The sequence below is a fragment of the Nitrosospira briensis C-128 genome (genome assembly GCF_000619905.2).
Lineage (GTDB): Bacteria > Pseudomonadota > Gammaproteobacteria > Burkholderiales > Nitrosomonadaceae > Nitrosospira > Nitrosospira briensis.
In genome coordinates, this window is record NZ_CP012371.1 from 1,672,888 (window position 1) to 1,693,311 (window position 20,424).

Below are 20,424 nucleotides of genomic sequence, written 5' to 3' on the forward strand. Positions count from 1 at the left end.
TGATTTCCTGTTATACCAGTACAGTTTTTTTCAGGACGGCATCACCTTCATGGCAATCGATCATTCTTTTCTACAAATGCTTACAGTGTAAAGCAGGCTTTTTACAAGAAAGCCAAGCCGTTCAAAAATCAAATGGGACCCATTGTGAGGAGTTCAATTCCCACTCTTCCTTGTGCAAGTTCGCGCAATGCAATGACGGTGGGTTTATCCCGCGCGGACTCCACCATGGGGGTGCCCCCCACTGAAAGCTGTCTTGCACGAACGGTCGCGACCAACGTCATATCGAAGCGGTTGGGAATTTTTTTCAAACAATCGTCAACGGTAATACGCGCCATGATCTTGCCTCTGCTAATGTATAGAAATTGAAGTATAGAATGCCCCACCAACTAAAGGCAACCTGCGAAAGAGAAGTGTAGCGCCGCCAGCCATTCGGCCGAACGTTGGAATTATCGTCGCTTATGGAGAAAGCGTTCTGCCGAGTTGCGCCACCAGACCATGGTGGCGGGCAAGCTGTTTCGTCATTCTCAAGCGCTCGGCTTGTACAATGCACTTCAAATCCTGTAATGCCTTGTCCAGCCTGTCATTGATGATAACATAGTCATACTCGCCGGCATGGCTGATTTCGTCGCGGGCCGCCGCCAGGCGGCGTCCGATCGCTTCGAGACTATCCTGAGCCCGTTGCCGCAAGCGCATTTCCAGCACCTCGAGCGAAGGAGGCAGAATAAAAATTTTCACTGCCTGAGAAAAAACCTTTTGCACCTGATGAGCGCCTTGGCTATCAATTTCCAGCAGAACGTCGCGTCCCGAAGCTACGGTTTCGTTGATCCAACGTTTTGAAGTGCCATAGAAATTTCCGTAAACTTGCGCACTTTCCAGAAACTCGTCCTGTTTCAGCCTCTGCTCGAAAATCTCCCGGCGTATAAAATGATAATCGCGACCGTCGATTTCTTCAGGACGCGCCGGCCGCGAGGTGTATGAAATTGACAGGCTCAGGTCGATACCGGTTTGAAGCAGGGCTTTGACCAGGCTGGTTTTTCCCGCGCCTGATGGGGCACTGATAATATATAAGTCACCCGGCGTTATGATCATATTGAAGTTAACCCTACAGTATTAACGCACGGTATCACCCCCCAGTTTGCTGGTTGCGGTGTTCCCTCTTTCCAGCTTTTTAACCTAAATCCGGTAGTTGGACGGGGGGAAGTGTACGGTTTTTGGGGTGCAGGGCAAGGCGCAACGACGCGGAATGGTCGTTCCATTCCAACAAGTTGCAACGCAGCCATGTGCCGCAAAAACTGTGCAATTCTCCCCGTAGCGCCCTCACCCGGAAGGTGGTGTTAAATAATATGAGATATTGTTATTAATCATAACACTGATCTATTAAATGAGCGGTCAACTACTGGATTTAGGTTTATAGCAGCGCTGTCGCTTGATTATCAAGTGTGCTGCCAAAGTTTAACAGCTTCGGCTCATTCCAACCAAGCCAACTGATCCGGTTAATCCAATCAATGCCATTAATCCCGAATCCGGCAGTTGGACGGGTCGGATTCAGGATTAATGTGCACGAACCCAGCGCACAATATCCTGTGTTGTCAAAGCACCGGCCTGCCGCGCCACTTCATGCCCGTCTTTAAACAGAATCAAAGTAGGGATGCTGCGGATGCTGTATTGCGTACCCAACGCTTGCTCGGTATCGGTGTTCACCTTGGCTACACGGACAAGCGGCTCCAGCATTGCCGCGGCTTGCACGAAGGCTGGAGCCATCATCTTGCATGGCCCGCACCACGGCGCCCAGAAATCCACTACCAGCGGTATATCATTGTGGTTTAGGTGTCGTGCGAATGTGGACGTGGTGAGCTCTACTGGATGGCCCGTGAACAAAGGTTGGTGACACTGCCCACAACCGGGTTTCTGGTCGAGTCGCGCAGTCGGCACACGATTGATCGCTTGACAGTGAGGGCATACGAGGTGAGAGGAGTCGCTCATGGAGTTCGTATATCGCAGTGATTGATTACTTGATCAGATGAGGGCGGTCCACCCGATTTCAAATGTCATTTATCCATGTTCGGTCTTTTTGATTCACACGACCTGACAAGCTTTTTAATCTAATGTCCAATTCTTGCGGCGGCGGCAAAAAAGCATCCCGGAGATATCCCATCTTCGCTTTGAGGCAAACTGGCCTCCATATTATCTCTGTGGTTTAGCGCACGGATATAAGCAGTGAAAAAGGCAAATGATATGGATGCTCTATCTCTATATGAAGGGGAACGACATGAATAGTATAACTTCCTGGATTATTTATATTGTAATACTTGTTGCCGGTTTGGGCATTCTGGGAATAGGTTGGGTATAAGTCATCGCCTCGGACCCATAAACGCCTTGGGGTACTGCTCAGGCCAATTTAGAAAGGGAAGTTCTCAGACTTTTAATGCTCCGCCCCATCCACGCTTATAAAATAAAGGTCATGTCGCTTGATCTCCTACCTAATACCGATTTTCTACACGTAATGAGTAACTCGTGGTCTAGGCGGATAGAAGGGTAGACATTTGTATGAAACCTTTTATTCGTGCGAATTTCGGTCTGGCGCCGTACGATATGTCACTCTAAATTCTGCACCTAAAGGCCGGACACCGAAAGGGCTCGCCGAGCTGGAGAAGTCAGCCAACGTCATGATCGACGATTTCCTCTGGTGGACCTCAGCTTTAAAGGCAGCCTGAGAGTTTTGATTGAGACAGCATGAAAACCTCGATAAAGACACACGAAGGACACGTGGCCTTGGTGACCGGCGCCGCCCAAGGTATCGGACAAGCGATCGCATTGGCACTCGCGGAACGGGGCGCGGAAGTGATTGCGACGGACCTCACGCTTCCGCACCAGACCGTGGACAAGATCGGCCGATCGGCGCACGCGTTTCAACTTGACGTGACAGAGGAAGAGGACTGGCGTTCGGTATCCCTTAAGAGCCGCGATATCGGCGAGGTGGATATCGTTGTAAACAATGCGGGTTATTTTCCAAATCGCTCTATCGACGAACTGGATCTGCCGACGTGGCGGAAGACGATGGCCACGAATTTGGACTCACACTTCTTAAGTGTGAAGTATTTCTTGCCAACAATGAGGAAGAAGAAGTGGGGCCGCTTCGTCGGCATATCGTCAAACATGGTTGGCTTGGCCATACCGGGCATGAGCCACTATATTGCTTCAAAAATGGGAATTATCGGATTCATGAGAGGTCTGGCCAATGATGTTGCAAACGACGGTATTACCGCGAACGCGGTTTTGCCGGGCCTGACGAATACAGTGGCAATCCGACCTCAGTCGGAAGAGCAAAAGCGCTCCACGTGGAAACAGCAGGCGATCAAACGGCTCGGGAAACCCGAGGATGTCACTGGCGCAGTTCTATTTTTGACAAGCAACGATGCTGCATTCATCACAGGGCAGGTAATAGTGGTAGACGGAGGTCAGTATCGCATCGGGTAGCGCCTAGCGTGGCGTTTTGAAGGCGCCCTCTCGCAGGCGCGCATTTTGTGCTATGCGTGGCTGGGTGGATTGCCGATCCACCATCGGCCCCATGGTCAACCAGAAGCAATTCGAGCGTGTACAGGACTACATCCGTATCGGCATTGAAGAAGGCGCCGCCTTGCTCACTGGCGGCACGGGCAAGCCAACTGGTCTGGAGGCTGGCAACTTCGTCAAAGCCACCATTTTTACCAACGTGAAGAACTCCATGCGCATTGCGCAAGAGGAAATCTTTGGCCCCGTGCTGTCGATCATCCCGTATAAAGATGAAGCGGACGCCATTGCCATCGCCAACGACAGCCCCTATGGCTTGGCGGCCTATATCACCGCAGGCGACAAGGCGCGCGCATACCGTATCGCTAACCAGCTTGATGCTGGCCGCGTGTGCATTAATGGCGAGTTCCATGACCCACTGGCCCCGTTCGGTGGCTTCAAGCAGTCGGGTTACGGGCGGGAGTTCGGCGTGTTTGGATTGGAGGCATATCTGGAACCCAAAGCAATTATCGGGTAACGCCACCCGGATTGGTGGCGGCAGTGCGGATTGCCGCCCGCTTGCTTGGAACCAGAGATTTTCCGGTATGGCGGCTAGCGCGGACGGATCACCATCCCTTGATGTACTTCCGCTTTGGTCAACCTGCTGCCCCCGAGTTGCCACACTGGGTGACTGCTCCAATCAGATACCTGTCGCTGAACCAACTTTGCCTTGAACGGCCAGAGTGGGTCGAACTGCGACTATCGCAAACACAGGGATTGATATGCTCCCCTTGAACAGAGCCAAGTCGAACTTCCCCATGTGGGCTTACTTGTGCGAGAAGTACTGGTTCAGGTTGTAGACCAGGCCCGCGAACGGCATGTTCAATGCCCCATAAACAGCCGATGCTTCGGGAGCCGCATTGTCGCCCAGAATCTCGACAGCCACATTCGAATATCCGACCGGAATGACACCGGCTTGCACCATTCGCATCACACCGAGGTCCGACTGCTCCTTAGTGAAGCTACCGGAAGCATCGACGACAGCGTAGGTGCTATAGCCATCGGTCAAGGCGGAAATCGCCGGAAACGCTAAGCAGACGTCGGCCGAGATACCGGTAATGACCAGTTTCTTGCGACCAGTTGCCTTCACCGCCGCCACCACGCGCGGGTCATCCCAGGCATTGACAGTCGTCCGCTCGATATGATGGTTCCCGGGCAACGCTTCCTGCAGTTCCGGGATCATCGGCCCCCACATTCTTTCGGTGGTGGTCGTCACAATGATCGGGATCTTGAGCGCTTGGGCAGCCTTCGCGAGGCCGACAATGTTGTGTTTCAACTGCATCGTGTCGATGTCACGAATCCCGGTATACAAGCCCACCTGATGGTCGACAATGAGCAGTACAGCGTTGTCCCGCGTCAAGTGCTCATAATGGGACTTCTGGATATGATCGATTTTCATAATTCGTTCTCCTATAGAGTGATTAAGAATGGCGTTGTCACCATGCATGCAGTATAGGAGACGCATTCCTTGCTAACAGAAGTGGTCCATAGTTTTGCCTCAGTTAAGCCAAAATTCTGTGACAGCGGGTAATCCCTGATATTAGAGCGAGCGCCCCATGTCGCGTCCGAATCCGCGCTCTAATGTCTTCAGTCTTTGCAGCATGGTCGATTTTTGGGCGCGGCACTTCGGGTTTCATGATATCGACCCTAACTTGGCCGATGTTGGCAGGGGGCGCGGTCGCGGATCTTCTCGATGGCGCGGCGGCGCTGTAGCTGCCGCGGGTAGGTCAGACCTGGCGCACCAAGTGGCCGCGCCAGGTCTGGGCAAATGCCGCAGCTAGCCTTGGAACTGCCTACCAGACGGGGGAGCTTACGGATGAATCACACAGCTAATGGAAGTTAGCCACGTAATCTGATATGCACTCCCGATGCGATTCACCCTTTTAGCCTTTCGGCAAACCTGCTCCCCGTTTATCGGTTTTATGTGAGGTATGACAACGGCTCCATATTTTGGCGTTGCAAAGCGAGCTTCACGCCTTCATCAGCCTCCATTCGCGCACGATGTTTTTTCAGATTTGGATAATTATCGATGGATAGTGGGGTCTGTTCGATCCATCGCGTGAGTACATAGAGATAGGCATCGGCAAAACTCCGATCCTTCAGATACCAGTCACCGGCGGCTGCTAGACTCCCCTCCATGCGAGCGTAATGCGTTGCCAGCTTTTCGTACGTTTTGGCCTTGATTTCTTTTTGGGCCAAATCACTGTCTGCGAACGCCTGTGCTGCGAAGTGGGGACCATACGTTGCGTGAACTTCCGAAGTCATGTAACTCAGCGCTTCGGCTTCCTTGCGCCCCAGCTTCTCATTGCGCGCATAGCCCTCTTTGCCGTATTCGGCGCCAAGATATGCCAGAATCGCCGCGGCTTCAGTTAATACGTCGCCGTCGTCAAATTGCAGGGCCGGCACCTTACCTTTTGGGTTGATAGACAGATACTCTTCTTTTTTTTGATCTCCATGTGCCATCGTTTTAATCGTCACAGGGGCATTCAGCCAAGCGACGGCAATGTTGGGTGCCAGCGCACAGGTACCCGGCATAGTATAAAGAATGGAGTTACTCATCACGTGCTCCTAAAGTTCATTGACGACTCCTGAAAACGGTTTGATTTATCAAAACTGCCAACCGAACTCGTCCTATTCATAGTTAATCTTTGTCGATTCATGTCACCCCACTTGATATGGTTATTTATCATATTAGGTGAAATTTACATTGGAGCTTAAAAAAGCCGTGCACAGCACCTTGTGCTGAGGCATCGCGCCGATGCGCCGGTACTCGTTCTTGAGAAACCCGTAGGCGGAACGGACGTTATGCGCGGCGAGCACCGACAAATATTCCGGACACTTTTTCCCTCTTTTTTTGTCAGTTTAAGATTATTAATTATATTAATTGATAGCCACTGACAAAGGTCGCCCACGACCGGCTTCACGAGCGCAACGCCTTCAGTTTGTCCAGCACATCCATGTAGTCGGGCACGCTGGCCGTCTAAATTTCCGCCGCAAGCACCATGTGTACACACTCATTCTGAACCTTGATGATATGGATTGCAATGGCCTGAAAGGAAGAAAGCCGCATGGTTAGCGGCTTTAACGAAAAATTGACATGGTGTGATTTTGAGTGAAACGTCACTCCAGATTCTGCACCTGCTCACGCATTTGCTCGATCAGGACTTTGAGTTCGATGGAAATTTTCGATACTTCCGCATCTACCGATTTTGAGCCCACCGTGTTGGCTTCGCGGTTGAGCTCCTGCATCAGGAAATCCAGCCGTTTGCCGACTGCGCCGCCTTTGCGTAAGACCCGTTCCACTTCTTCAAAATGAGCCTGCAGGCGGGACAGTTCCTCGTCTACATCGATTTTGCCGGCGAACAACGTCAGTTCTTGCCGGATACGCTCATCATCGCAATTTATCATGGCATCGTGCAAACGGGCTTTGATCTTTTCCTGAAATGCCACAAGCAAGGCAGGAATACGCGGTGCCACTTCAGCTGCCAGGGAACGCATCCTGGAGAGGCGCTCAAGCAGGACGACTTTAAGTTTTTCGCCTTCCCGGGCACGTGCCGCCGCCAACTCATGCAGGGCAACGGCCAGCAATTCCAGGCAAGGTTCGCGCAGGCTCTCTGCCGGCAGTGAATTGGCCCTCAACATTCCGGGCCAGCGAAGGATATCTGCCACCTCGAGGCCGTGGGCGTCGGGTAACGCAGCCCTGACGGTACGGTTCAGCGCCAGTAGTTTTTGCAACAGGTCAGCGTTGATATGCTGCAGATCTTCGGTACTCGCGATCCCGGAAAAGCTTACGCGGCATTCGATTTTTCCACGATTCAGCCGGGCGGTCAGAAATTCACGCATCGTCACTTCCAGCAAGCGGAATTCGTCAGGCAGGCGGAACTGGATATCCAGATAGCGGTTATTAACCGAGCGCAGCTCCAGATTCAGTGAACCTTGTGGCAATTCGCGGGCAACCACGGCATAGCCGGTCATGCTGTAGATCGTCGCTAACTCATCCACTGACAGGTCCTGATAGGTTAAAATAGGGGGCGATGGGGATTATCGCATATGATCGTCGCAGACATGCAGGACGAGTTTGCACCCTTACCCCAACCGCCGGTAAAACGCCGCCGTTACAAAATCATCTAGAGAATCTCACAACCATGCGTCCCAGCAATCGCACGCCGGCTCAACTTCGTCCGGTTCAAATTACCCGCCATTACACCAAGCATGCAGAAGGGGCGGTGCTGATCGAGTGTGGCGATACCAGGATATTATGTACAGCCAGCCTGGATGAGAAAGTACCCTCGTTTCTACGTGGAAAAGGGCAGGGCTGGCTCACTGCGGAATATGGCATGCTCCCACGTTCCACTAACGAGCGCATGCAGCGCGAAGCAGCCAAGGGCAAGCAATCCGGGCGCACGATGGAAATCCAGCGCCTCATCGGGCGCGCATTACGCTCAGTAATGGATTTGACGAAACTGGGCGAGCGCACCATCCAGATCGATTGCGATGTCATCCAGGCCGATGGTGGTACACGCACCGCCAGCATTACCGGGGCTTTTGTCGCGCTGCATGATGCGGTAGAAAAGCTGTTACACCAGCAGATGATAGAAGCTACGCCGATACTCGGTCATGTTGCAGCGGTCTCGGTCGGCATGTACGAAGGCGTGCCAGTGCTCGACCTCGATTATCTTGAAGACTCCTGCTGCGACACCGACATGAACGTCGTCATGACCGGCGATTCTGGTCTGGTGGAAATGCAGGGAACTGCGGAAGGGGCTCCGTTCAGCCGCCACGACCTGGACGCCATGGTAGATCTGGCGCAGCAGGGGATACAGGAATTGATCGCAATTCAAAAAGCGGTATTGGCCGCCCGATAAAGAGCTGATATGCAAAAACTGGTAATCGCCAGCAGTAATTCGGGTAAGTTGCGGGAAATCGGCCAACTGCTGCAGCCGCTGGGGATCGAGGTATTGCCCCAGTCTGCGTTCAATGTTACTGAATCGGAAGAGCCGTATTGCACTTTCATCGAAAATGCTCTCGTCAAGGCGCGCCATGCCAGCAGATGCACCGGGCTGCCGGCTCTGGCGGATGATTCGGGTATTTGCGTGAGCGCCTTAAATGGCAAACCAGGCATTCTATCGGCACGGTACGCGGGAGAGCCCAGGTCGGACGAGCGCAATAATCAGAAGCTGGTCGATGTGTTGACAGACGAAACCGACCGCAAAGCTCACTATTATTGCGTAATCGTGCTCTTGCGCCACCCCGACGACCCGCAGCCCCTTATTGCCGATGGAAGCTGGCATGGCGAAATTGTGCTTCGGCCGCGCGGGACCGGAGGCTTTGGATACGATCCTTATTTTTTTCTGCCGGACCTCGGTAAAACTGCTGCGGAGCTTTCGGCAGAGCAGAAGAATCGAATTAGCCACCGCGGTAAAGCACTGGCTCGGCTCGTTGAACGAATCAGCGAAGAAACGCTCTGAGCCAGGACTGCATCCTAGGATCGGCGAAAAGATTGATCCGGCTAACAAAGCACGCCGTTGTTGGTTTGGATTCCGGGTCAAGTCCGGATGACAAAATTCATATTGTTTTCTTGTAGGATCCATAATTTCAATCATCGCTGAAACGATATTTTCTTTTGTTTGTCATCTCTCCTATTAGTCATGACAACAATTATTTCTCCTGCACTCATACTGGGTTCTCAGTCGCCGAAGCTGAAATCGCTGCCCCCGTTAAGCCTGTACATTCATATCCCATGGTGCATGAAAAAATGCCCCTATTGCGATTTCAACTCCCATGAGGTTCGCGATCAGGATGGCGTGCCCGAGGCTGAGTATGTGGCGGCGCTTATTCGTGACCTGGAAGCGGCGCTGCCGCAAGTTTGGGGTCGCAAGGTGATCAGCGTGTTTTTCGGCGGCGGCACCCCAAGCCTGTTCAGTGCCGGGTCCATAGACGAAATCCTCGGTGCCGTACGGGCTTTGCTGCCGCTCGAACTTTTCGCCGAGGTGACGCTGGAAGCCAATCCCGGCACTTTCGAGGCGCAAAAATTCGCCGATTTTCGCGCAGCGGGGATCAATCGTTTATCTATCGGCATCCAGAGCTTCAACCCCAGGCATCTTAAATCTCTGGGTCGAATACACGACGACAATGATGCGCAGCGGGCCGTTGAGATCGCTCGGAAAAATTTCGACAATGTGAATCTCGATCTGATGTATGGCCTGCCGAACCAGACGCTGGAGGAAGCCCACAACGATATCGAGACCGCGATCAGGTGTGATGTTACGCACATCTCGGCCTATCATCTGACGCTGGAACCCAACACGCTGTTTCATCGCTATCCGCCGCCATTGCCCGACGATGATCTGGCCGCGGAAATGCAGATAATGGCCGAGCAAACACTCGCGCAGAAAGGCTATATCAATTATGAAACTTCAGCATTTGCCCGATTGGGCCGAGAATCGCATCACAACATGAACTACTGGTTATTCGGCGATTATCTTGGGATCGGGGCAGGTGCGCATAGCAAGATAAGCTTTGCCGACAGGATCGTGCGCCAGATACGCTACAAGCAACCCAGGGAGTACCTCGCCAAAACCGCCCAGGCCACACCGGATGCCGGCCCGCCTGTCATGGAACAGCATGAGGTAGGGCGGAACGACCGTGGGTTTGAATTCATGATGAACGCGCTACGTCTTACGAAAGGCTTTGCCACGGAAATGTTCACGGAACGTACTGGCCTGCCCATCACCCGCATCCAACGCCAGCTTGACGAGGCCGAGCAACGAGGCCTGATTACACGCGATTATCGATGCATTGCGCCTACGCTCACCGGCAGGCGCTTTTTGAATGATCTGTTGCAAATCTTCCTTCCCGAGAAAAGCAACGACTAGCCCGGATGTTTCATAAATTCGCGTGATGATTGTGCAGGATTTTGTTTTGTAGGGAGATTTGTGAAAGAGTGGCGTAGCTATTCATACGCCCGACTGAACGAAATTTTCATACGAAACAAAAGACCAGCAAGGGCGCGCGTCAATTTATGAAACATCCGGGCTAATATAGCTCGTTACTTTTTTCGGAATATCAAATCCCACACCCCGTGTCCTAACCGCAAACCACGCTGTTCGAATTTGGTCAAAGGCCGGTATTCCGGGCGTGACGCGTAATCCACAACGGTATTGGCCAGCCGCGATTCACCGCACAATACCCGCAATATTTGATCCGCATATTCCTCCCAATCGGTCGCGGCGTGGATATAACCACCGGGCTTCAGATGCCGGCACAGCAGCTCAACGAATTCCGGTTGTATCAATCGGCGTTTGTGGTGTCGGGCTTTGGGCCAAGGGTCGGGAAAAAAGATGTGCACGCCGTCCAGGCATTCCGGCGGCAATGCGTGCTGCAGCACTTCCACTACGTCATGCTGGACAATGCGTATATTCGTCAGCTCAAGTTCTTCGATTTGCTTGAGCAAACTGCCGACGCCGGGTGTGTGAACCTCAACAGCGAGATAATCGTTCTGTGGATGCGCGTTGGCGATAACGGCCGTCGTCTCACCCATGCCGAAGCCAATCTCCAGGAATCGGGGCGCATACCTGCCGAAGATAGTTTCGAGATCGAGCAGACTTGCCGCAGCGCTTTTGGTGAACGAAACGCCATATAGAGGCATCAATGTTTCGTGAGCGCGACGCTGCGCATTCGAGACACGACCCTGGCGCAGAACAAAGCTTCGGATGGGACGATGCTCTGCCATTTATAAGGAATCTGAAAAACCGGCAGTGATCAGGATTTGTCTCTGTCTTTTTGCTGGTGGCTGCCGGCAATGGTCCCATCGACTGGCGAACTGGGACTGGCATTGTAAAGCTTCTTGGCCATGCGTCCAGCCAGATAGGCTTCGCGACCCGCTTCCACCGCTTTTTTCATGGCGGAAGCCATCAGTACCGGATTGCGCGCGGCAGCAATTGCGGTGTTCATCAGGACACCGTCGCAGCCTAACTCCATCGCGATAGCCGCGTCCGAAGCCGTGCCGACACCTGCATCCACTATTACCGGAACTTTGGCATTTTCTATTATGATCTGCAAATTCCATGGGTTAAGAATACCCATGCCGGAACCGATCAGTGAGGCCAACGGCATCACCGCCACACAGCCGATTTCTTCCAGTTGCCTGGCTGCGATAGGATCATCCGAGGTATAAACCATCACCTGGAAACCTTCCTTTATCAAAATTTCGGCAGCTTTGAGGGTTTCCACCATGTTGGGGTAGAGGGTTTTCGGATCACCCAGCACCTCCAGCTTTACCAGCGTGTGGCCGTCCAGCAATTCACGCGCAAGGCGTAAAGTGCGCACGGCGTCGTCCACCGTATAGCATCCGGCTGTGTTGGGTAACAAGGTATATCGGGATGACGGCAGCACGTCCAGCAGGTTTGGCTCATCGGGATTCTGTCCGAGATTGGTCCTGCGAATCGCTACCGTTATAATTTCCGCGCCGCTGGCATCAACCGCAGCGCGAGTCTCGTCAAAATCCTTGTATTTTCCGGTGCCTACCAGAAGCCTGGAAGAATAAGCCTTGCCGCCGATGACGATATTGTCCACCCTTAGCCTCCCCCTACGGCCACGACGATTTCAAGCTGATCGCCTTCCGCCAGGATCGGTTGGTCGAATTTGCTGCGAGGGATGATTTCGCCATTTCGTTCTATGGCGATACGCTTGCCCTGCAATCCCATGTGCTCCAGCAATTGTGTCACGTTCAGCGTCATGGCATCTGCGTCCCGAGTTCCTGTTTCCGCAGGCGAGACGGGAAAGCGCTGGGGTTGACCATTAACGATAAGTTGTATCATATTTAAAAGTTGCTTGAAGCGGATACGCTGGGATTAACTGTGACTTGGCTTGCGCAATAACGTTCTTCTTAACCTAAAATCTGGTGTTGCCCCATAGCGGCCTCACCCAGAAGATGGGCGTCAATCAAATAATATGAAATATTGTTATTAATCATAATACTGATCATATTAAATGAGTGATCGACCACTGGATTCAGGTTTAATGCAGATTATACGGTGGAGCTGCCTCATAGTCGACAATCAGGACTTCTAAGGAAACGCTGATCAATGCCACCCTTCCGGGATTTTCCATCCCGGGAATCTCTCTGCTGCAATTTCTTTTGGCGTGGTAATTCCGCTCTTGCTCTTCTTCTGGAAGCAGTGAAGGACGAATACAGCTTCCTCGACCTTCACGGTGTAGGCAGCGCGATACGTACCGCCCGCATCGTCTTCGACCACTCCAGGACGCCAGCGCCACTGAAACCCTTGAGCACTTTAGCCGCGTCGTGTCGATCACCGCGCTGCGCGAAGTCCAGAGCGTGACCGAAAAACTTACGCACATTGGTCGAAAACGCCACCAGATCTTTCTTGCTGCTCCCGATCCAGACGAGTGGTTTTTCTTCTTTGTCGGTCATATGTGCGTTATACCAGAACAGGTATATAAGAAGTAATCATAATGTAGCCCTCACGATTTCACGCAACACCATGCCGCCCTTTTTGCACTTGGTCTTTGAAACCGCCCGGGCTATAACGCTGTTTCCATCGTATAATTCACCCATGAGGCGGGTGTAGCTCAATGGCAGAGCAGAAGCTTCCCAAGCTTACGACGAGGGTTCGATTCCCTTCACCCGCTCCACCTTTCCCGGCCTATGAACCGTTATCCCAGATATGCTTTAATCATATTTGTCGCTGCCCTGACGATTCTGCTGCCCGGTCTCGCCATATATATTGCCGCAACTTTCGACCCTAACGCCTATAAGCCTCAGATCATCCAACTGGTGAAGGAAAAAAAGCAGCGCGAGCTCAAGCTCGATGGCGATATCAAGCTCACGTTTTTCCCCAGGCTCGGCGCGGAGATCAATGGCCTCTCACTCAGCGAATATCAAAGTAACGTGGAGTTTGCCTCTGCGGAGAATATTCTGGTATCTCTGGCGTTCTTGCCATTGCTCAGGAAGCAACTGGAGCTGGACGAAATCACGATAACGGGGCTGAAAGCCAATCTGATCCGTTTTACGGATGGGCATACGAATATTGATGACCTGTTCGTTAAAAGCGAAAAGCCGGAACAGTTCAAATTCAATATTGGTCACGTACTCGCGGAAAAAAGCACGCTTGTTTTTCGCGATGAAGCCAGCCAGAAGCAGTATATATTCGATGATCTCAATCTCAAGGCTGACCAGATCAATACCGCATCCAGCTCGATGGATGATGTTATTCGCAGCAAACTGGAATTAGCGTTCAGAATGAACCAACCCGAACAGCCTGAGATCGATCTTGCCACCCAACTGACATTTGATTTAACGCTGGATGCGGAAAAGCAATATTACGCCGTGAGTGGCCTTAACCTTGAGGGCACGGGGACAATTAGCGGGATCAATCATCTCGTGATAAGTTCCACGGGGGATCTCTCTGCGAGATTTGCTGCTGGTGTTGCTACCGGTGAATTCATTGTCAGTGGCCTGACTCTCGGCATTGCTGGAACAGGTGGCGGAAATAATTTCGATATCAAGTTTGATGCACCGCGCCTGAGCCTGAATGGCGAAAAAGTGGCCAGCGATAGAATTATTGCGGTGCTGAAAATTATCAGCGCCGGGGGTAACACCAACGGTAATTTCTCTCTTTCAGGCTTGAACGGCACGATAAGCGATTTCAAGAGCAGCGTGCTCACGGTCGAGATGGAATCACAGATAAATGAGAGAGTCGTCAAGGCCATGCTTGCCTCCCCGCTTGCCGGCAGCACCACTGCCCAGCAACTGGCTTTGTCGGATCTGGCGATCACTATCGATGCCGGCAGCGCCGGCATTGCAGATGGCCTCCATGGTAATTTGAAGGGTAGCGCTTCATTGGATGGCTTGGCTCAAAATGTACAGGTGCAGTTTAATGGCAAGTTGGGAGACAGCGATATCAAAGGGAATTTGGAAGCAAGCAGCTTAACTCAACCTGTCCTCAATTTTTTGGTGGATATCGGCCAGCTTGATCTGGATCGCTTCCTGCCACCCCAGCAAAAGCAGCGGGGGACAAGAGAGTTTACAACAAAGATTGCGAGCGCAAAACGTGTGGATGAACCGTTCGACTTATCCTTATTCGATGATCTGGAGAGTGTGGAAATCCAAGGCTCGATCCGGATCGGCATACTGAAAGCTGCTAACGTCACGTCGTCCGGGATGAAACTGAATATCAGGACCGGTCAGTACCGGGACCCTCATTGAGCTCTTTTGCCACAAAGCTGATCCACTGGCAAAAAGATCATGGCCGCCACCACCTGCCTTGGCAGAACACTCGCGACCCGTATGCGATATGGTTGTCTGAAATCATGCTGCAACAGACACAGGTGAGTACGGTTATTCCTTACTACCTGCGCTTTCTGCAATGCTTCCCCGATATCGGAAGCCTTGCTGCGGCATCCCTCGATGATGTGCTGGCGCAATGGAGCGGGCTCGGTTATTACTCGCGCGGAAGAAATCTGCATCGGACTGCGCGCCTGATTATCGCAGATCATGGAGGCGTCTTTCCTCGAAATGTGGAAGTGATCCGGCAACTGCCCGGTATAGGGCGCTCTACTGCTGCCGCAATTGCCGTGTTTGCTCACGGGCAACAATGCGCGATACTCGACGGTAACGTCAAGCGTATTTTTGCCCGCTACTTCGGAATCGATGGCTATACCGGAGAGAAAAAGAACGAGATTCTACTGTGGCAAAAAGCTGAGGAATTGTTGCCCGGCAAAGACGGGAACGGGATCGAAGCTTATACCCAGGCGCTGATGGATCTCGGCGCCACGATTTGCACTCGCGGCAAGCCCAAATGTTCATTATGCCCCTTGCTACAGGATTGCATCGCGTTCCGGGATAACCGAACCGATAAACTCCCTGTTCCGAGACCAAGAAAGCCGCTACCAGAGCGGGAGACGGCGCTTCTGATGCTGATGAAGCAGAGGCGGATTTTTCTGGAGAAACGCCCAGCCGCAGGAATCTGGGGCAATTTATGGTGCCTGCCTGAAATGCCGGTGAACGAAAGTGCAAATGAACATTGCATGCGTCGTTTTGGCATGAAAGTAGCACCATTGGCGCGAGTGCTGCCATTTGATCATACCTTTACTCACTTCAGGCTGCGGATTCATCCACAGCCACTGCAAGTGGTTTCATGCTCCTCAGCCGTGACGCCGGACGGAAGCAAAAGCTGGATAACGTTTGATGATGCACTGAAGGCAGCCATTCCTTCACCCGTCAGAAAGCTGCTCATGCAATATGCTTGCCATGATCATTGCGCACCCGTTGAAAAACCGTTGTGATGGAAGGAAACCAGATGCCGCCTTCGCGGATAGCGCTTCAGGATGATGAATAGCTGGCAAGCGTGGAGAAAGCTGCAGCGCGCCGAGTTGATGGTACGCAGGGAATGCGTTACCGAAGGGGAGCACCGCCGCTGGAGTACGGCTATCACAACCTTGCTGGAACAGGGCTTTCCATCCTTGCAGCGCAACGTGGTGGGGTTTTGCTGGCCTCATCGAGGCGAATATGATCCGCGCCCGCTGATGAATTTTATCCGGGAACGCGGCGCGACGCTTGCACTGCCCGAAGTAGTGAATAAACAGGAGCCGCTGTGTTTTCGCAAATGGTGGCCGGGTGCGCCGATGAAAAGGGGGGCCTACGACATTCCAGTACCGGATAATACCGCCGTGGTCACGGTTGGCGCGCTGGTAATCCCGATGATAGGCTTCGACCAGATGGGCTTCAGGCTGGGATATGGCGGCGGTTATTTCGATCGTACCTTGATCGCGATCACTCCCCGGCCTTTGGCGATCGGCGTCGCGTTCGAAATTTTGCGGATGCACAGCGTGCATCCGCAACCACATGATATTACAATGGATTTTATTGTGACCGAGGCCGGAATTTATCGGGTGGCGACAACCGGCATGGTGTTGATCTCTCCCGAGGAATGCGCGGCAGAGACACTCCGGTAAGGGCATAACCAGCGATGGCATTCAGCCCCACCGCTGTGCGCAAGCTTCAGGATATTTTCTGGAATAAAGAAGACGATATTCGTACCGGAATGAGCTTGCACTTGCCCTTCAGCCAGCTCTACACATCAAACTCCCTGTGCCGTACCAGAACCTGGTTGTTTCCGCAGAAATACCGTGCCAACCGTTCAGCGAAATAAACCGAGCGATGACGTCCGCCGGTGCAACCGATACTCACGGTCAGGTAATTGCGATTGTCGCGAACGAAGCAGGGTAACCAGTCGTCCACGAATCGCTTGATGTCCTCAAACATTTTATTGACGCCGGCTTGTGCATCGAGGTATTCAATTACCGCGGCATCTTTTCCGGTAAGAGGCCGCAGCAGCGCCTCATAGTGCGGATTGGGAAGACAGCGAATATCGAATACCATGTCGGAATCCAGAGGAATGCCGTGTTTGAAGCCGAATGACTGGAACAGGAGAGTCAAGCTTGCATGATTCAGACCGACAAAATCCCTTATCCATGCCCTCAATGAACTGGCGCTCAAATCGCTGGTATCGATGCGGTTTGCGAGATCGTGTATCTCGCGCAGCATTTCGCGTTCCAACTCTATACTTTCCGGCAAAGTTGAGTGGTTATCGCTGAGTGGGTGGCGGCGCCGGGTTTCCGAAAAACGCTTTACCAGCGTATCGGTTTTAGTTTCAAGGAACAGCAGGTGCACTTCCATTCCCTGCCGCCTCAGATCAGCCAAGCGTTGCGGCAGCAAATGCAAGGTTTCGCGGCTCCTGGCATCGATACTGACCGCTACGCGCTTGTGTCCGGATTCCTTCAAATATACCGTAACCTCCGGCAGCAGGTTTGCTGGAAGATTATCCACACAATAGTAGCCATTGTCCTCGAGCACGGTAAGGGCGATACTCTTGCCGGAACCGGAAAGGCCACTAATGACGATCAGCTGCATTTTTCGAATACGAGCGGAGAATCAATGGTTCCCGCCCTGCAATTCAAAGTTCATTTTCCTGCTTTTGTCTGTTTTGGCCATTTTCCATTTCCTGTTGATGTCGTGCAAAGAATTCCTGAGCACTATCGATACCACGAAGTTGCAGAACATAATTGCGCACTGCCGCTTCTACCAGCACGGCCAGATTTCGCCCAGCGGCAACCGGGATGATCACCTTGCGGATATTGACGTCCAGGACGCTTTCAGTAACATCATTGATCGGCAGGCGTTCCATCGTGTTGAAATCAACGCTGTTGGGTTTTTGCAGATGCACGATGAGCTTCATGTTTTTTTTCCGGCGTACCGCGGTCTCGCCAAAAATAGTTCGGATGTTCAGCATCCCCAACCCACGCACTTCAAGAAAATCACGTAATATCGGAGGACAGCAACCTTCCAGCGTTTCTGGCGCAATTCTATAAAGTTCCACGACATCATCCGCAACGAGTCCATGGCCCCGGCTCACGAGTTCCAACGCCAATTCGCTTTTGCCGACGCTGCTTTCACCGGTGATCATTACGCCCATTCCCAGAACGTCCAGCAGTACGCCATGGCGGCTACAGGAGGGCGCAAGGACGCGCCCCAGATAGGGGCGTAATGTCCAGATCACCTCCAGGCTAGAGTAGGGTGAACAGAAAAGGGGAGTGCGGGTGGCATCCGCCAAGGCTCTTATCGAGTCCGGCACTGAACCGCCACCGGCAACGATAATGCACAGGAGGTCGCTTTGCGCGATCTGCTGCATACTCTGCGCCAGCGACTCGGCACCAAGCGTGTTGAGATACTTGGCTTCGGTCTCGCTCAGTACCTGTATCCAGTTAGGGTGGATGAAATTGAGGTGACCGATCATTCCCTGTGTCGACCGGGCAACGGCTTCCGCGTCCAGATACCGGTCGCCGCCGTCTTTACCGGCTTCCCAGGTCAGACTCAGATTTGACTGCTTATCTTCAAATAGCTGTGCAACGTTAAATCGGGGCATCTGGCTTGAATCATCTCCCAGGTTATAGGACAAAGGGGCAAAACTTCCGCTTATCTAACAATGCTAAAGTCCTGATTGAGCCGATTATTCAGGTTGTTCTACATCCTGATTCTTTAATGCGCCGATATTACGTTGGCTTTCATTTTTTTTCTTGTGCTTGAGCATCTGGCGATCAAGCTTATCCATCAAGTTATCGATGGAAACGTACATATCGGAACCGTCGGCCTCGACAAAAATATCCTTACCAGGCACATGGACACTTGCTTCAGCCTTTTGCTTAAGCTTTTCCACGGATAGAATCACGTTGATATCGATGACGTTGTCGACATGACGCATAACCCGCGTCAGCTTTGACGTAACGTAATCGCGCATTGCAGGAGTAATTTCTACGTGGTGACCGGTAAGATTGAGATTCATCATGTCTCCTTGGCTTGGATTAAAATGATTTCCGAAGATTAACGGGAGGAATTTGTATGGACTCCCGATATTTTGCCACGGTACGGCGGGCAACCATAATTCCCTGCTGCCCCAGAATTTCTGAAATCTGGCTATCGCTCAGTGGCTTCTGTGCATTTTCGGCGTTTATCATTTGCTTGATCAGAGCACGAATTGCGGTGGCGGAACAAGCGCCGCCGGTATCGGTCGCTACATGGCTGCCAAAGAAATATTTTAATTCAAATATGCCCCGTGGCGTCCTCATGAATTTTTGTGTCGTTACCCGCGAAATCGTGGATTCATGCAAGTCAAGCGTATCCGCAATTTCCCGCAATACCATGGGCCGCATGGCCACTGCGCCATGCTCGAAAAACTGTTGCTGGCGTTCGACCACTGCTGAGGATACCTTGAGTATCGTGCTGAAACGCTGATGTACGTTCTTGATGAGCCATTTCGCCTCATTCAGATGGCCCGATAGGCCTCGTGCGGAATCATCATGAGAGCGTTTCAGGATGTCAGCATAGAGCCGGTTGATTTTGAGGCGGGGCATTGCTTCAGGATTAAGGCTGGCTACCCATGAACCGCTGATCTTTGTCACAATTACGTCGGGTATGATGTAACGGGCGACAGTGGAACTGAATGCCATGCCGGGTCTCGGGTTCAGTCGGGTAATCAGGTGCCGGATCGATCGCAGGCATTCATCATCACAGTGCAGCAGTTTTTTAATGGTGGCGAAATCCCGTGATGCCAGGCTTTCAAGATCGTCGTTCACCAGCAGCACCGCCTGATCCAGGTAAGGAGTACATTCCGGCAGCGCATGCAATTGCATGAGCAGGCATTCCCTGAGGTTACGCGCCCCAATGCCGGGAGGATCCATGCGTTGCAACTGTTCCAGAGCATTGTGAAGATCGTCGATGTCTATCGCGAGCTCGGGCGGCAGCAGTTCAACGAGCTCTTCAAGATCCTGTGCAAGATAGCCGTCGTCATCCAGGCTGTCGATCAGCAAACCAACGATTCTTCGCCCACGCTCTGGAATCTGGCTAAGGCTTAGCTGCAGGTTAAGATGTTCACGCAAGCTGGGCGGTTCCGCCGCTTGTTGCTGAAAATCCCGTTCGTCATCGTCATCCCGCGTGTTTCGAACGGCTCTATCGTCCGAGAACCAGTCTGACTCATCGGTCATCTTTCTCGTGTCGGAGCTGTCCTCGATAGAAAGCAATTTCGCACTGGCTTCGTCCGGAGTCTCAATCAGATCCGATAACGGCTCTGCCCGAATATCGCTGGGCATATTCCGATAGTCGATCGGATCGCTACCGATATGATCGTCAAGTTCAAGGAGAGGATTTTCTTGAACCATACGTTCTATTTCCTGGCTCAGTTCGGCCGTGGAAAGCTGTAGCAGCCGTATGGATTGTTGCAATTGCGGAGTAAGCGTCAAGTGCTGCGACAGCTTAAACTGGAGAGTAGGCTTCATAATTTGGAATACCCACGGTAAGGC

23 protein-coding genes and 1 tRNA gene are annotated in these 20,424 nt (G+C 52.3%); 9 read left to right on the top strand and 15 right to left on the bottom strand.

Annotated elements, in window-relative coordinates; translation table 11 throughout:
• Positions 1-128: 128 nt before the first annotated feature.
• From rpoZ to trxC, 3 genes are all read right to left on the bottom strand, one after another.
• The gene (gene rpoZ / locus F822_RS07525) at positions 129-335 is read right to left on the bottom strand and encodes a DNA-directed RNA polymerase subunit omega (protein ID WP_025041429.1); all 207 of its coding nucleotides are present in this window, start codon (positions 333-335) and stop codon (positions 129-131) included.
• 121 nt (positions 336-456) lie between these two features.
• The gene (gene gmk, locus F822_RS07530) at positions 457-1,089 is read right to left on the bottom strand and encodes a guanylate kinase (protein ID WP_025041430.1); all 633 of its coding nucleotides are present in this window, start codon (positions 1,087-1,089) and stop codon (positions 457-459) included.
• Positions 1,090-1,551: 462 nt separating this feature from the next.
• On the bottom strand, positions 1,552-1,983 hold the full coding sequence (gene trxC / locus F822_RS07535; protein WP_025041431.1) for a thioredoxin TrxC: 432 nt from the start codon (positions 1,981-1,983) through the stop codon (positions 1,552-1,554).
• A 750-nt stretch (positions 1,984-2,733) separates the two neighbouring features.
• Here trxC and F822_RS07540 point away from each other — a divergent pair.
• Both F822_RS07540 and F822_RS07545 read left to right on the top strand, forming a co-directional pair.
• The gene (locus tag F822_RS07540) at positions 2,734-3,477 is read left to right on the top strand and encodes an SDR family NAD(P)-dependent oxidoreductase (RefSeq protein ID WP_051536712.1); all 744 of its coding nucleotides are present in this window, start codon (positions 2,734-2,736) and stop codon (positions 3,475-3,477) included.
• A gap of 52 nt (positions 3,478-3,529) precedes the next feature.
• Positions 3,530-4,027 (top strand): aldehyde dehydrogenase family protein, encoded by a 498-nt coding sequence (locus F822_RS07545; RefSeq protein WP_025041433.1) that lies wholly within the window; start codon positions 3,530-3,532, stop codon positions 4,025-4,027.
• A 288-nt stretch (positions 4,028-4,315) separates the two neighbouring features.
• Here the strand turns inward: F822_RS07545 and F822_RS07550 are convergent, their stop codons facing one another.
• From F822_RS07550 to F822_RS07560, 3 genes are all read right to left on the bottom strand, one after another.
• Entirely contained in the window at positions 4,316-4,948 is a 633-nt protein-coding gene (locus tag F822_RS07550) for an isochorismatase family protein (RefSeq protein ID WP_036576196.1), read from the bottom strand.
• A gap of 521 nt (positions 4,949-5,469) precedes the next feature.
• Complete coding sequence (locus tag F822_RS07555; protein ID WP_025041435.1) at positions 5,470-6,108, bottom strand: glutathione S-transferase family protein; 639 nt, start codon at positions 6,106-6,108, stop codon at positions 5,470-5,472.
• Between the two features lie 561 nt (positions 6,109-6,669).
• Complete coding sequence (locus tag F822_RS07560; RefSeq protein WP_036576198.1) at positions 6,670-7,524, bottom strand: YicC/YloC family endoribonuclease; 855 nt, start codon at positions 7,522-7,524, stop codon at positions 6,670-6,672.
• 170 nt (positions 7,525-7,694) lie between these two features.
• Between F822_RS07560 and rph the strand changes: the two genes are divergently transcribed.
• The 3 genes from rph to hemW all read left to right on the top strand — a co-directional run bounded on the left by rph (position 7,695) and on the right by hemW (position 10,424).
• Positions 7,695-8,414 carry a ribonuclease PH gene (rph, locus tag F822_RS07565; RefSeq protein WP_025041437.1) on the top strand — a complete coding sequence of 240 codons (720 nt, stop codon included), beginning with the start codon at positions 7,695-7,697 and terminating at the stop codon, positions 8,412-8,414.
• 9 nt (positions 8,415-8,423) lie between these two features.
• Complete coding sequence (gene rdgB / locus F822_RS07570) at positions 8,424-9,017, top strand: RdgB/HAM1 family non-canonical purine NTP pyrophosphatase (protein ID WP_025041438.1); 594 nt, start codon at positions 8,424-8,426, stop codon at positions 9,015-9,017.
• Positions 9,018-9,197: 180 nt separating this feature from the next.
• On the top strand, positions 9,198-10,424 hold the full coding sequence (gene hemW, locus F822_RS07575; RefSeq protein ID WP_025041439.1) for a radical SAM family heme chaperone HemW: 1,227 nt from the start codon (positions 9,198-9,200) through the stop codon (positions 10,422-10,424).
• A 173-nt stretch (positions 10,425-10,597) separates the two neighbouring features.
• Here hemW and trmB read toward each other — a convergent pair whose 3' ends face one another.
• From trmB to F822_RS15755, 5 genes are all read right to left on the bottom strand, one after another.
• Positions 10,598-11,281 (bottom strand): tRNA (guanosine(46)-N7)-methyltransferase TrmB, encoded by a 684-nt coding sequence (gene trmB / locus F822_RS07580; protein WP_025041440.1) that lies wholly within the window; start codon positions 11,279-11,281, stop codon positions 10,598-10,600.
• 29 nt (positions 11,282-11,310) lie between these two features.
• Complete coding sequence (locus F822_RS07585) at positions 11,311-12,123, bottom strand: thiazole synthase (RefSeq protein ID WP_025041441.1); 813 nt, start codon at positions 12,121-12,123, stop codon at positions 11,311-11,313.
• A gap of 2 nt (positions 12,124-12,125) precedes the next feature.
• Positions 12,126-12,368: a sulfur carrier protein ThiS gene (thiS, locus tag F822_RS07590; protein WP_025041442.1), complete on the bottom strand. Its 243-nt coding sequence runs from the start codon at positions 12,366-12,368 to the stop codon at positions 12,126-12,128.
• 264 nt (positions 12,369-12,632) lie between these two features.
• Entirely contained in the window at positions 12,633-12,806 is a 174-nt protein-coding gene (locus tag F822_RS16020; protein ID WP_407938200.1) for a type II toxin-antitoxin system RelE/ParE family toxin, read from the bottom strand.
• Entirely contained in the window at positions 12,758-12,982 is a 225-nt protein-coding gene (locus F822_RS15755) for a hypothetical protein (protein WP_231623396.1), read from the bottom strand. The genes F822_RS16020 and F822_RS15755 overlap by 49 nt, the downstream gene beginning before the upstream one ends.
• 147 nt (positions 12,983-13,129) lie before the next feature.
• On the opposite strand from F822_RS15755, the gene F822_RS07600 reads away from it, so the two are divergent.
• The 4 genes from F822_RS07600 to F822_RS07615 all read left to right on the top strand — a co-directional run bounded on the left by F822_RS07600 (position 13,130) and on the right by F822_RS07615 (position 16,524).
• Positions 13,130-13,203, top strand: a tRNA-Gly gene (locus F822_RS07600).
• A 13-nt stretch (positions 13,204-13,216) separates the two neighbouring features.
• Positions 13,217-14,776, top strand: coding sequence for an AsmA family protein (locus F822_RS07605; protein ID WP_025041443.1), 1,560 nt, complete (start codon positions 13,217-13,219; stop codon positions 14,774-14,776).
• On the top strand, positions 14,773-15,855 hold the full coding sequence (gene mutY, locus F822_RS07610) for an A/G-specific adenine glycosylase (RefSeq protein ID WP_025041444.1): 1,083 nt from the start codon (positions 14,773-14,775) through the stop codon (positions 15,853-15,855). The genes F822_RS07605 and mutY overlap by 4 nt, the downstream gene beginning before the upstream one ends.
• Positions 15,856-15,900: 45 nt before the next feature.
• Positions 15,901-16,524: a 5-formyltetrahydrofolate cyclo-ligase gene (locus tag F822_RS07615; RefSeq protein ID WP_025041445.1), complete on the top strand. Its 624-nt coding sequence runs from the start codon at positions 15,901-15,903 to the stop codon at positions 16,522-16,524.
• A gap of 118 nt (positions 16,525-16,642) precedes the next feature.
• On the opposite strand, the gene rapZ is transcribed toward F822_RS07615, so the two are convergent.
• From rapZ to F822_RS07635, 4 genes are all read right to left on the bottom strand, one after another.
• Entirely contained in the window at positions 16,643-17,482 is an 840-nt protein-coding gene (gene rapZ / locus F822_RS07620; protein WP_025041446.1) for an RNase adapter RapZ, read from the bottom strand.
• Positions 17,483-17,525: 43 nt separating this feature from the next.
• The gene (hprK, locus tag F822_RS07625) at positions 17,526-18,494 is read right to left on the bottom strand and encodes an HPr(Ser) kinase/phosphatase (RefSeq protein ID WP_025041447.1); all 969 of its coding nucleotides are present in this window, start codon (positions 18,492-18,494) and stop codon (positions 17,526-17,528) included.
• Positions 18,495-18,578: 84 nt separating this feature from the next.
• A complete protein-coding gene (gene hpf, locus F822_RS07630) occupies positions 18,579-18,911 on the bottom strand; it encodes a ribosome hibernation-promoting factor, HPF/YfiA family (RefSeq protein WP_025041448.1) in 333 nt (110 codons plus the stop codon).
• A gap of 19 nt (positions 18,912-18,930) precedes the next feature.
• Entirely contained in the window at positions 18,931-20,400 is a 1,470-nt protein-coding gene (locus F822_RS07635; protein ID WP_025041449.1) for an RNA polymerase factor sigma-54, read from the bottom strand.
• Positions 20,401-20,424: the final 24 nt, after the last annotated feature.

Coding starts and splice junctions, on each gene's coding strand:
- rpoZ (WP_025041429.1), bottom strand. CDS start 335: ATGGCGCGTATTACCGTTGACGATTGTTTGAAAAAAATTCCCAACCGC.
- gmk (WP_025041430.1), bottom strand. CDS start 1,089: ATGATCATAACGCCGGGTGACTTATATATTATCAGTGCCCCATCAGGC.
- trxC (WP_025041431.1), bottom strand. CDS start 1,983: ATGAGCGACTCCTCTCACCTCGTATGCCCTCACTGTCAAGCGATCAAT.
- F822_RS07540 (WP_051536712.1), top strand. CDS start 2,734: ATGAAAACCTCGATAAAGACACACGAAGGACACGTGGCCTTGGTGACC.
- F822_RS07545 (WP_025041433.1), top strand. CDS start 3,530: ATGCGTGGCTGGGTGGATTGCCGATCCACCATCGGCCCCATGGTCAAC.
- F822_RS07550 (WP_036576196.1), bottom strand. CDS start 4,948: ATGAAAATCGATCATATCCAGAAGTCCCATTATGAGCACTTGACGCGG.
- F822_RS07555 (WP_025041435.1), bottom strand. CDS start 6,108: ATGAGTAACTCCATTCTTTATACTATGCCGGGTACCTGTGCGCTGGCA.
- F822_RS07560 (WP_036576198.1), bottom strand. CDS start 7,524: ATGACCGGCTATGCCGTGGTTGCCCGCGAATTGCCACAAGGTTCACTG.
- rph (WP_025041437.1), top strand. CDS start 7,695: ATGCGTCCCAGCAATCGCACGCCGGCTCAACTTCGTCCGGTTCAAATT.
- rdgB (WP_025041438.1), top strand. CDS start 8,424: ATGCAAAAACTGGTAATCGCCAGCAGTAATTCGGGTAAGTTGCGGGAA.
- hemW (WP_025041439.1), top strand. CDS start 9,198: ATGACAACAATTATTTCTCCTGCACTCATACTGGGTTCTCAGTCGCCG.
- trmB (WP_025041440.1), bottom strand. CDS start 11,281: ATGGCAGAGCATCGTCCCATCCGAAGCTTTGTTCTGCGCCAGGGTCGT.
- thiS (WP_025041442.1), bottom strand. CDS start 12,368: ATGATACAACTTATCGTTAATGGTCAACCCCAGCGCTTTCCCGTCTCG.
- F822_RS15755 (WP_231623396.1), bottom strand. CDS start 12,982: ATGACCGACAAAGAAGAAAAACCACTCGTCTGGATCGGGAGCAGCAAG.
- F822_RS07605 (WP_025041443.1), top strand. CDS start 13,217: ATGAACCGTTATCCCAGATATGCTTTAATCATATTTGTCGCTGCCCTG.
- F822_RS07615 (WP_025041445.1), top strand. CDS start 15,901: ATGAATAGCTGGCAAGCGTGGAGAAAGCTGCAGCGCGCCGAGTTGATG.
- rapZ (WP_025041446.1), bottom strand. CDS start 17,482: ATGCAGCTGATCGTCATTAGTGGCCTTTCCGGTTCCGGCAAGAGTATC.
- hprK (WP_025041447.1), bottom strand. CDS start 18,494: ATGCCCCGATTTAACGTTGCACAGCTATTTGAAGATAAGCAGTCAAAT.
- hpf (WP_025041448.1), bottom strand. CDS start 18,911: ATGAATCTCAATCTTACCGGTCACCACGTAGAAATTACTCCTGCAATG.
- F822_RS07635 (WP_025041449.1), bottom strand. CDS start 20,400: ATGAAGCCTACTCTCCAGTTTAAGCTGTCGCAGCACTTGACGCTTACT.